We start from the raw sequence: 11,366 nt of genomic DNA, 5'->3' as shown, positions 1-11,366 counted from the left end.
CGATGCACGCCAGATGCTGGCGCCGATGTGGGCCAGCGGCGCGCCCGATGTGGCGCTGCGCAATGCCGAACTGGCGCTGGCCTCCGGCTCGCTGCCGGAAGCGGCGGAAGGGTTTTCGGGGCTGTTGGACGGGCCCCTGGCGGCCGCGGCCCGGCAGGGGCTGGGCATCACCCGGCTCCGGCAGGGCCGCGCCGCCGAAGCCAAGGCGGAACTGGAACAGGCGGTGGCGATGGATGCCGGCCTGGCCCGCGCCTGGAATGCTCTGGGCGTGATGGCCGACAAGGCGCGCGACTGGCCGGCGGCCGATGCCGCCTATGGCAAGGCGATTGCCGCTGCGCCCGCCGATGCCAACATGGTGGCCAATCGCGGCTGGTCCATGCTGCTGCGCGGCCATCCGGTGGCAGCCGAGCAGGATCTGTCCCGCGCGCTGGCGATGAACCCGGCGCTGGCCACAGCGCGCACCAACCTGGCGCTGGCCCGGGCCATGCAGGGCCGCTATGAAGAGGCGTTCCAGCTCTCCAGCAAGAAGACCCTGGCCAGCGATCTCAACACCGTGGGCTATGCCGCCATGGTGCGCGGCGACCTCGCCGTGGCAGAGGCCTATTTCAACCGGGCGCTGTCGCTCAATCCGCAGTTCGATCGCGCCGCCTGGGCCAATCTTCAATATCTGGCCACGCTGAAGGGCGCGGCGCAGCAGCCGGCCCTGGCGCCACAATGACCCTCTCCGATGCCGGCCTCATCGTGCTGGCCGTCTCGCTGCTCGCGGCCGCCGGTTTCGACCTGTGGAAATTCGAGATCCCCGACACGCTGACCATCACCATCATCGCCGGCGCCCTGCTGTTCGGGCTGGGCACGCCGGGGTTCGACTGGGCCAGCCATGCCGCCGCCGGCGGCGCCATGTTCGGCTTTGGCCTGCTGGCCTTTGCGCGCGGCTGGCTGGGCGGCGGCGACATCAAGATCATGACCGGCTGCGCCTGCTGGGCCACACTGGGCACCATCATCGAGCAGCAGGTGCTGATCGCGGTGGCCGGCGGGGTGCTGGCGCTGGTGCTGCTGCTGCTGCGCAGCTCCCTGAAACTGGCCGGTGTCACCGGCGAGGATGCGCCGCGCCTTGTGCGGGTGGGCGCCCATCTGCCCTATGCCGTGGCCATCGCCGGCGGCATGGCGGCGTGGGGCTGGCGCAACCTGCCGATCGGCTGAGCGGCCCGGCCGCCTGTTGCTGCACTGCAACGTCATGAAAGCGTAGCAATTTCGACATGTTGCCTTCGTATTCTGGCAACGCTGCTGTCATCAAACGCCCCTAGACGCACTCGCGCTGCACCACGGGCATTGGGCCCTGGTGGGTTTGGGGCCTGTCCATGATCCGCATCCTTCCGGCGCGCACCGCCGCCGTCCGCATCGCCTTGCTTGCCAGCCTGGGCGCCACCCCCGTGATGGCGCAAACCCTTGCCAGCGCCGAAGCCGGCGCCACCGCCGACGTGGTTGTCGCCGACGATCAGCAGCCGACCATCGCGCGCGCCGGCGAGACCACCACTGCCGACGATGGCGAAATCATCGTTTCCGGCCAGCGCCCGATCCGCGAATCGGAACGCGCCGCGCTGCAGGTGCAGAAGAACAGCGACCAGCTGGTCAGCGTGCTGTCGGCCGACAGCGTGGGCCGCCTGCCGGACCAGAACATCGCCCAGGCCGTCAGCCGCCTGCCCGGTGTGGCCGTGCAGCGTGACCAGGGCCAGGCGCGCTATGTCAACCTGCGCGGCTCGCCGCTGAACTGGACGACGCTGTCGTTCGACGGGATCAACGTGATCTCGCCGGAAGGCCGCGACGCGCGCTTTGACTCCATCCCGTCGGCGATCGCCACCCAGGTGATCGTGCGCAAGGCGGTGACGCCGGACATGACCGCCGAGACGATCGCCGGCAACATCAACGTCATCACCCGATCGGCCTTCGATTATGCCGGCCTGCACGTGCAGGCGCGCGGCGGCATCGGCTATGTCGATCTGGGCGGCGGCAAGGAATATGAAGCCACCGGCGTGATTTCCGACCGCTGGAGCACCGGCATCGGCGAGATCGGCGCCGTGCTGTCGGGCAGCTTCTACGAGCGCACGATGGCCACCGACAACATGGAAACCGACTGGGAAACCGTGAGCCGTGACCTGCGCCCTGTTGGTACCAATGAGGACCCGCGCGGCCTGATCGACACCCCCAATGGCGCCCGCCGCGTCTGGGCGCGCGAGACCGAGAACAAGCTCTATCGCCTGACCCGCCGCAACTACAGCGTGTCGGGCCGGCTGGAATGGGCGCCGGACAACGACAACAAGCTGTTCGTCACCTCGATCTATTCGGCCTTCACCGACAACGAGCTGCGCTCCAACTACATCTTCGATCTCGACGACCAGGAAAGCCGGGTTCCCAACCTGACGACGCCGTGCACCAGCAGCGTGCTGGCGCCGAACACCACCGGCTATGCCGATGCCTGCGTGAATTCGCCCTATGTCGGCACCGTCTATGGCGTCGACCTCAACGCCAACCTCTTGAGCCGCGAGTTCCTGCAGTCGGTGTTCATCAACACCATCGGCGGTGACCACAAGACCGGCGCCTGGACGATCAGCTGGCGCGGCAACTACACGCGCTCGCGGGACGACCGCTCGTTCCCGGCGCAGCTCAACTATGAAAGCCCCAGCTTTGGCAGCAACGGCGCCAACGCCACCAACCGGCTGACCGTGGCCTATGACCTGACCGATCCGCAGCTCACCAGGGTGGCGTTGTTCCGCACCCTGCGCGCCGCCGATGGCACGCTGTCGCGCGGCGAGCGCGTGGGCAACATCACCGATTTCCCCCAGTCGCTGACCCGCATCCGCAGCCAGCAGGCGGTGGACACGACCGAAGCCTACACCGCCCGTCTCGACCTGTCGGTGGACACCAGCCTGTTCGGCGACACCAAGTTCAGCTTCGGCGGCCAGTATGACAACCGCGTCAAGGAGGTCGACGAGCGGCTGCTCGACGTCAATGGCAGCAGCACGTTCAATGGCCAGAATGTCTTCACCGCCGCCAATGTGCCGCTCAGCCCGCTGGCGGTGAGCATCCCCGGCAACTATATCGGCCAGCTGCCGCTGGGCTACAGCTTCCCCTATTTCGGCAAGCAGAACATCATCGACGTGGTGAAGTCGGTGGAGCCCTTTGCCTCCTACGTGTTCAACAACAGCAACTATTACAAGGTGCGCGAGAAGGTCTATTCGGCTTACGCGATGGGCGTCACCAAGATGGATTGGGGCAGCATCGTCTATGGTGCCCGCTTCGAGCATGTGGAGAACAAGGCTACGGCGTTCCGCGCCGCAACCTCGGGCGGCGCGCCCACCGTGCTGAACACCATCAACCGCAGCTTCACCCAGGTCTATCCGAGCGTTCACGTCAACTGGAACGCCGCGCCCGACATGAAGGTCCGGCTGTCGTTCAACACCGGTGCCGCCCGCCCGGATTATCCGGTGCTGCGGCCCAACTTCACCTTCAACGATCCGAACCAGACCATCTCGGGCGGCAACCCCGATGCGGTGCCGGAAAAGACCCGCGGCGTCGATCTCTATTGGGAATATTATCCCAGCCGGGGCGGCTTCTTCATGGTTGGCGCCTATTACAAGGACGTGCGTGACGTGCTGTTCGGTTCCACCCGCCAGTTCGGGTCGGACGAGCTGAACTTCGACGGTGTCGACCGCTCGGTGTACAACTTCTCCACCACGCTGAACGGCGGCTCCGGCAAGGTCTATGGCGCAGAGGCCGCGGCCCAGCTGCAGCTCGACAATTTCCTGAGCGAGGATCACTGGTGGGGCGGCTTCGGCATCCAGACCAACGCCTCGTTCAACCGCAGCGAAGCCATCACCCCCGACGGCCGCAAGGTGCGCTTCCCCGGCACCTCGGATTTCGTGCTGAACGTCGGCCCCTATTATGAGAAGTACGGCTTCTCGGCCCGCGTCTCCTTCCAGTATCGTTCGAGCTGGATCGACAGCCTGGGCGAGCCCGGCGTGGGCGGCGACTTCTTCTGGGCGCCCGATGGCGAGCTCGACATATCGGCGCGCTACGCCATCACCAAGAATTTCGAGATCTACACCGACATCTCGAACGTGCTGAACGGCCCCGGCCGCCGCTTTGTCGGCAACGCGGCCCGCACCATCGAGCGCGAAACCTTCGGCCGCCGCTACACCGCCGGCCTGCGCGTCACCTATTGATCGAGACGAGGCCCGCCACCGCATCGTGGCGGGCCACCACTATCGGGGCGGCTTCATGCGCTTGATCACTCTGGCGGCGGGGGCCGCCCTGCTGGCGGCGCCAGCCTGGTCGCACGGCGGCCACGGTGGCCTTGCCGAACGCCATCAGAACAAGCCCACCACGGGCGCCCTGCCCACTGTCGGCCGGCAATGGCTGCCCGGCGATCACCATATCCATTCCGAGTATAGCGCCGATTACGAGGCCGATCCGGCCAGCCCGCAGACCGCGCCGATCCCGCTCATCGGCAAGGATGGCCGCTATTCGATCACCAGGAACGCCCAGATGGCGCGCCAGTTCGGCCTGCGCTGGATGGTCAGCACCGATCATGGTGGGCCGAACCATTCGAAGCTGAACTATGAACAGGCCTGGCCGGAGGTGAACAAGGCCCGCGCCGCCGTACCGGAAATGCTGATCTTCTATGGCATGGAGTTCGACACGCCGGCCGGCGACCATTCGAGCCTGATCATCCCCTTCACCGGCGACGAGCGCGAGCAGTTGCGCGCCATCGAGTCAGGGTTCTCCAAGCGCGAGCCGTGGCCGCAGGACAAGGCGTGGGACAGCGAGGGCCGCATGATCGATGCGCTCAAGCTGATGCGCGACCAGAAGGCGCCGCCCGTCCTGATCGCCAACCATCCCAGCCGGTCGGCCACTGCGCCCTTTGCCTGGGGGCAATACACGCCGGCCGAGTTCCGCAACTGGAACGACACCGCGCCGCGCGTCGCCATCGGCATGGAAGGCGCGCCGGGCCACCAGGCCGGCGCCATCAAGCCTGATGGCAGCCCCGATCCCACCGGTAACCGCGGCGGCTATGGCCGTGCCCCCACGCTGGGCGGCTTCTGGGATTCGATGCTCGCCGAAGGCCGGCGCTGGTTCATCACCGCCACCTCCGACAGCCACGCCAACTGGCGCGATGGCGGCAATGATTTCTGGCCGGGCGAATACTCGAAAACCTACGTGCAGGCCCGGCCCGACCACGCCGACATCATCGACGGCCTGCGTTCGGGCCGCATCTTCGTGACCACCGGCGACCTCGTGTCGGAGGTGGAGGTTATTGCGAGCAGCGGCAACCGCAAGGCCGGCATCGGCGGCACCCTGAGCGCGCGGAATGGCCGCCCGGTCGACATCAGCATCCGCCTGCGCGACCCGGCCGCGCCCAACGCGGCGGAGCGCACCCCCGAGGTGGCGCGCATCGATCTGATCAGCGGGCCCATCACTGGCCCCGCCGCCAACCGCAGCACCGATCGGGCTGCCGGCACCGGCGTTATCCGGCGTTTCACCGCCTCCGACTGGCGCCGCGACGGCGAGGTGCTGACCATGACCTATCGCATTCCGGCCATCACTGGCCCGCTTTACCTGCGCGTGCGCGGCACCAGCACTGCCGAACTGGAGCCCAGCGCCGATCCTAAGGGCGAAGACCCGTGGGCGGACCTGTGGTTCTATGCCAATCCCATCTTCATCACCGTGAAGTGAGGGCCAAACCGATGCGCGCCGCACTGCTGCTGTTGCTGGCACTGGCCGCCTGCGCACCGCCCGCCATCGTGCCCGAGGTGAAGACGGCAAGCGTGACCGCCGATGCCGAAACCGTGGCGGTGAAGACCAGCGACGATGCCGCCGATGATCCGGCGATCTGGCGCAACGCCGCCAACCCGGCTGCCAGCCTGATCGTCGGCACCGACAAGCAGGCCGGGCTCTATGTCTATGGCCTCGACGGCCAGGTGCGGCATTTCCTCGATGCCGGCCGGGTCAACAATGTCGATCTGGCCGAAACCCGCGACGGCGTGATCGTGGCGGCCAGCGACCGCAGCGATAACGACAACGCGCACATCGCCCTGTTTCGGCTGAACACCGCCACCGCCCGGCTGGAGCCCATCGGACGCGTGCCGGCCGGCGCCGGCGAGGCCTATGGCATCTGCCTGTGGGCCACGCCGGGCGGCGACCGGAAGGATACGCTGACCGCCTTCATCGTCATCAAGGATGGCACCATCCGGCAGATCGAACTGGATGCCGCGCGCGGCACCGGCCGGCTGGTGCGCACGCTGAAACTGGGCACCCAGTCGGAAGGCTGCGTGGTCGATCCGCGCACCGCCCTTCTCTATGTGGCGGAGGAAGATGTCGGCATCTGGCGCTTCGATGCGCGGCCTTCGGGCAGCACTGCGGGCGTGAAGATCGCCGCCATCGACAAGGCGCGCCTGTTCGACGATGTCGAGGGGCTGGCCATCGCGGCCGAGGGCCAGGGCCATGGCGGCTATCTCGTCGCCTCCAGCCAGGGCGACAACGCCTATGCGCTGTGGCGCCTCTCGGACGAACGCTTCGTCGGCCGCTTCCGCATCGTGGACGGTGCGCTGGGCGGCACCCAGGAAACCGACGGCATCGAGGTGATCACCGGCGATTTCGGTCCGGCCTTTCCGGGCGGCCTGATGGTGGCGCAGGACGGCGAGAACCAGCCAGCGCAGAACTTCAAGCTGGTCGGCTGGGACCGGGTGAGGGAGGCGCTGGGACTATATTGATCGCCGGCAAACTGCTGGCCCTGTCACAAAAGCATCATGCAACTGCAATCTTGCTGTCACCCTACTGTCATAGTGCGCCGCGGGTCGCCGTCGCATCTGCGTGGCGGCACAGGGTCACATCACCATGAACAGCCTCTGCCAGCGCCGCCGCATCGGCCTCGCAAGTGCACTACTGGCCAGCCTGGCCGCGCTTCCCGCCAATGCCGCAGAGCCAACCATTGCCGAACTGTAGCGCCAGATCGATGAGCTCAAGGCGATGGTGGCTGAACTGAAGGCCGCCGCGCGTCCCGCTGCCCAGGCGCCCGCCCCGCCTGTTGACGGCACGCCGGGCCCGGTGGCGACCGCCGCTGCGGCCCCGAACCCGGCTCCGGCAACGACCCCGACCGCGCCGGGCCCTGTTGCCGTGGCCGCCGCGACGCCATCGGCCATCGTGCTCACCCCGCCGCCGCGGCGCAGCAAACCATGGTACGAACGGCTCAGCCTGCGCGGCTACACCCAGATGCGGGTGAACGAGATCGTGTCGGGTGATGCGACCGCGCCGGCCGGCGTGTCGCGACTGCGCTCGATCGGCGATGGCAACCTCACCGACAGGAACAATTTCAGCCTGCGCCGGGTCCGCCTGATCCTGCAGGGCGACTTGAACGATCATGTCTCGCTCTATCTGCAGCCGGATTTCGCCACGGCAGTGTCGAACCAGTCCGCCAATGAACGGCGCGAAGGCTTTGGCCAGCTGCGCGATGCCTATGTTGACTGGTTCCCGCTGGCCGATCACAGCCTGCGCCTTCGGTTTGGCCAGTCCAAGGTGCCGTTTGGCTGGGAGAATCTGCAGAGTTCCTCCAGCCGCCTGGCACTGGACCGCACCGACGGCATCAACAGCGCCGTGCCGACCGAGCGTGATCTCGGCGAGGTTGCCTATTACACCCCCGCCCAGGTCCAGCTGGTCTGGAATCGCCTTGCCGCCGACGGCCAGAAATTGTTCGGCAATTATGGCGCCTTCGGCCTTGCCCTCTACAACGGTCAGGGTACCAACCGCACCGAAACCAACAACAGCCTGATGTTTGTCGCCATGGTTACCTGGCCGTTCGCGTTGGATGGGCTTGGCCTCAACGGCCAGGTGCTCGAATTGGGCGGCGCGATTCTGCGCAACCGGGTGCAGCCGGAAATCCGCTCAGGCGCGGTCAGCCCTCTGTCCTATGCCGATAATCGCGTCGGCCTCCACGCCATGCTGTATCCACAGCCAATCGGTTTCCAGGCCGAATGGAACTGGGGGACCGGGCCGGAATGGGATGAGGTGACGCGATCCATAAGGGAAAAGCCTCTGACGGGCGGTTACATCCAGGCGATGGCGCGCGTGAAGCGTTCGCCGCTGGGTCCGTTCATGCCGTTCGCGCGCTGGCAGCACTATCGCGGCGGTTTCAAGGCCGGGCTCAACGCGCCGCGGCTGGAAACCGATGAGCTGGAACTCGGCATCGAATTCCAGCCGACCCCGCCGCTGGAGCTGACCATCACCTATGGTCACGCCAAGCGTCGCGAAGCCGACGAGCGCCGCAGCGGCCGTGCCCAGGGCGACCTGGTGCGTGCCCAATTGCAGTTCAACTATTGAGCCTGCCCAAAGCCCAAGATTGACCGGCCTCACCGGCTGCGCCACGCTGGGACGAAAATTTGGGGAGAGGCAGGCAGATGGCGCTGCTGGAAGGCTATCAGCGGTTCACCTTCGCGCGCGGCCAGTTCGGCCACGAACGGGTGCTGACCGCCACGATCACCGGCAACAACCCGGTCAATGGCGTCGATGAACAGATGCACCACGAACTGGCGCGGGTGTTCACCGATCTCCAGCATGATCCAGACAGCGACATCATCGTGCTGACCGGTGCCGGCCGCGCCTTCTGTGCCGGCGGCGATTTCGACTGGTTCGAGGAGCAGATCGCCAACCCGGCGCAGTTCCGCGACATCGGCTGGGACGCCAAGCGCATCGTCACGTCCCTGCTCGACATCGAGAAGCCGGTGATCTGCCGGATGAACGGGGCGGCGGCCGGGCTGGGCGCCACCATCGCGCTGCTCTGCGACATCATCGTGGCCGACGAGAATGCCGTGATCGGCGATCCGCACGTTAAGGTGGGGCTGGTGGCCGGCGATGGCGGTGCGGTGATCTGGCCGCAGCTGATCGGCTATGCCCGCGCCAAGGAATTTCTCATGACCGGCGACCTCATCAAGGCGCCGCGAGCCCAGGCGATGGGGCTGATCAACTACGCGGTTCCCACCGATCAGCTGGATGCAAAGGTGGCCGAACTGGTGGCCAAGCTGATGGGCAATCCCAAATATGCCGTGCGCTGGTCAAAGGTGGTCGCCAACCAGCCGCTGCGCGTGCTGGCCCAGCAGTTGATGGACGCCTCCATCCCCTATGAGACGCTCTCCAACCTCGCTGCTGACCGGGCCGAGGCGGTCCGCGCCTTCCGCGAGCGCCGGCCGCCGAAGCTGACGGGTGAATGATGGCGCCGCCGCTTCCTCCGGTCACCTTCACGGACGAGCCCGAGCATATCGGCCAGCTGCGCGATACCATCCGCCGTTTCGTCGCGAGCCACGCGCCACGCGAAGCGCGCATCCAGTGGGACCGGGCACACCGCTGGCCGCGCGACGTCTATGCCGAACTGAACAAGCTGGGCCTCACGGCGCTCACCGTCGCGCCAGAGTTTGGCGGCGCCGGTCAGGACCTGGTGGCAGCAATCGCGGTGATCGAGGAGCTGGCACAGGCGGGCCCGTGTCTGGCCGGGCCCTATATCCACACCGCCTTCTATGGCGGCATGAACCTGTCGGAGAACGGCAGCGACGAGCAGAAGGCCAGGTTCCTCCCCAGCCTGGCGCGGGGCGAGCTGTTCTTCGCCTATGGCCTGTCCGAGCCTGATGTCGGCGGCGACCTCGCCAGCGTCACCACCCGCGCGCGGCTGGAGGGCGACGAGGTGGTGATCGATGGCGCCAAGCGCTGGTGCACGGGTGCGGACTGGTGCCATTATATCTACACGCTGGTGCGCTCCGGCCCCGCGGAAGACCGCTATCGCAACCTGTCCTTCGTGCTGATCCCCACCGATGCGCCGGGCGTGCGCATGCAGGACATCCATCATGCCAACCTGCGCTACACCGCCAGCCAGGACGTGTATTTCGACAATGTGCGGGTGCCAGCGGCCAACATCGTCGGCGGGCCGCAGATGTGGAACCAGGGCTGGAAGCTCCTGGCGGGCCGCGCGCTGGATGTCGAGAAGCTGGAGATCACGGCGGTCGCCTTCGGCATCGCGCGCGCCGCGCTGGATGAGGCGTGGGATTATGCCCAGCAACGCGTGCAGTTCGGCAAGGCCATCGGCCAGCACCAAGCTGTGCGCCACAAGCTGGTGACGGCGCGCACCAAGCTGCAGGCGGCCCGGCACATGCTCTATCACGCCGCGTGGTTGGCGCAGGAAGGCCGGCCGTGCAGCGCCGAGACCAGCATGGCCAAATTGTTCGTTGCCGATACCGGCGTCGAGATCGCGCTCGCTTGCCAGCAGGTGATGGGCGCCTATGCCCTGTCGGACGCGTTCGACATGGAACGGCACGTGCGCGATCTCCTCGGCATGCCGATCGTCGGCGGCTCTTCCGACATGCAGCGCAACAATCTGGCCAGCCTGTGGAAGCTGTGACGCTCTCTGCCGCCCTGCTCGACACCGTCGCGGCCCGCGCAGCCGACACGGAACGCGCGCGCCGGCTGCCGGCCGATCTCGCCGCCGAACTGGCGGCCGCCGGCTGTTTCCGGCTGCTCGTGCCAAAGGCGCTGGGCGGCGCGGAGGTGGACGTGGCGACCATGTTCACCACATTGGAAGCGCTGGGCCGCGCCGATGCCGCCACCGCCTGGTGCGTGATGATCGGCGGCACCACGGCGCTGCTGTCGGCCTGGTTGCCTGACGCGCACGCCCGCGAGATCTGGGCTGATCCGAACGTCATCACCGGCGGCGTGTTCGCGCCGATGGGCAAGGCGGTTGTTGACGGTGATGATTATCGCGTGTCCGGCCGCTGGGCCTGGGCGTCGGGCAGCGCCAACTGCGCCTGGTTGCTGGGTGGGGCAGTGATCCTCGACGATGGTGAACTGCGCCGGCTGCCGTCGGGCGCGCCCGATCATCGCATGATGGTGATGCGCCGCGCAGAGGTGGACCTGATCGACACCTGGGATGCGCTGGGCCTGCGCGGCACAGGTTCGGGTGACATGGCAGCGACCGATGTGCGCGTGCCGCAGGGACGCAGCGTGTCCTTCTTCACCGACACGCCGCGCCATGAAGGCCCGCTCTATCGCTTCGCGCCCTTTGGCCTGCTGGCACTGGGCATCGCGGCCGTGGCCAGCGGCAACGCGCTGGGCGCAGCTGATGATCTGAAGGCGCTGGCGACTGCCAAGAAAGGGCAGGGCAGCAGCCGCACGCTGGCCGAACGCGGCGTGGTGCAGGCCGATTATGCCGCCGCCCATGCCGATCTGGAGGGCGCCCGGGCGCTGGTGATGGCCGAGATTGCCGCCGCCTGGGACCGCGTGTTGGCCGGTGATGCGCTCGATCTGCCGGCCCGCGCCCGGCTGCGGCTGGCGGC

At 67.3% G+C, this 11,366-nt stretch carries 8 protein-coding genes and 1 pseudogene; all 9 read left to right on the top strand.

What is annotated here, in order from left to right; all coding sequences use genetic code 11:
* On the top strand, positions 1-718 hold a 718-nt coding region (locus GJV64_RS06675), incomplete at its 5' end, for a tetratricopeptide repeat protein (protein ID WP_205599552.1).
* The gene (locus GJV64_RS06670) at positions 715-1,200 is read left to right on the top strand and encodes a prepilin peptidase (RefSeq protein ID WP_164156489.1); all 486 of its coding nucleotides are present in this window, start codon (positions 715-717) and stop codon (positions 1,198-1,200) included. The genes GJV64_RS06675 and GJV64_RS06670, both read left to right, overlap by 4 nt.
* 158 nt (positions 1,201-1,358) lie before the next feature.
* Positions 1,359-4,220, top strand: coding sequence for a TonB-dependent receptor (locus GJV64_RS06665; RefSeq protein ID WP_164156488.1), 2,862 nt, complete (start codon positions 1,359-1,361; stop codon positions 4,218-4,220).
* A 55-nt stretch (positions 4,221-4,275) separates the two neighbouring features.
* Positions 4,276-5,730, top strand: a complete 1,455-nt coding sequence (locus GJV64_RS06660) for a CehA/McbA family metallohydrolase domain-containing protein (protein ID WP_164156487.1) — start codon at positions 4,276-4,278, stop codon at positions 5,728-5,730.
* An 11-nt stretch (positions 5,731-5,741) separates the two neighbouring features.
* Positions 5,742-6,767: a phytase gene (locus GJV64_RS06655; RefSeq protein ID WP_164156486.1), complete on the top strand. Its 1,026-nt coding sequence runs from the start codon at positions 5,742-5,744 to the stop codon at positions 6,765-6,767.
* Between the two features lie 124 nt (positions 6,768-6,891).
* Positions 6,892-8,370: pseudogene (locus GJV64_RS06650) on the top strand (porin).
* 77 nt (positions 8,371-8,447) lie between these two features.
* Positions 8,448-9,257: an enoyl-CoA hydratase/isomerase family protein gene (locus GJV64_RS06645; protein WP_205599551.1), complete on the top strand. Its 810-nt coding sequence runs from the start codon at positions 8,448-8,450 to the stop codon at positions 9,255-9,257.
* The gene (locus GJV64_RS06640; RefSeq protein WP_164156485.1) at positions 9,254-10,435 is read left to right on the top strand and encodes an acyl-CoA dehydrogenase family protein; all 1,182 of its coding nucleotides are present in this window, start codon (positions 9,254-9,256) and stop codon (positions 10,433-10,435) included. The genes GJV64_RS06645 and GJV64_RS06640 overlap by 4 nt, the downstream gene beginning before the upstream one ends.
* The coding region (locus GJV64_RS06635) for an acyl-CoA dehydrogenase family protein (protein WP_164156484.1) at positions 10,432-11,366 on the top strand (935 nt) is incomplete at its 3' end. The genes GJV64_RS06640 and GJV64_RS06635, both read left to right, overlap by 4 nt.

It is taken from the genome of Sandarakinorhabdus rubra (genome assembly GCF_010994245.1).
Lineage (GTDB): Bacteria > Pseudomonadota > Alphaproteobacteria > Sphingomonadales > Sphingomonadaceae > Sandarakinorhabdus > Sandarakinorhabdus rubra.
Note: the sequence above shows the minus strand (reverse complement) of the source record. Positions and strands in the feature narration are given on the sequence as shown.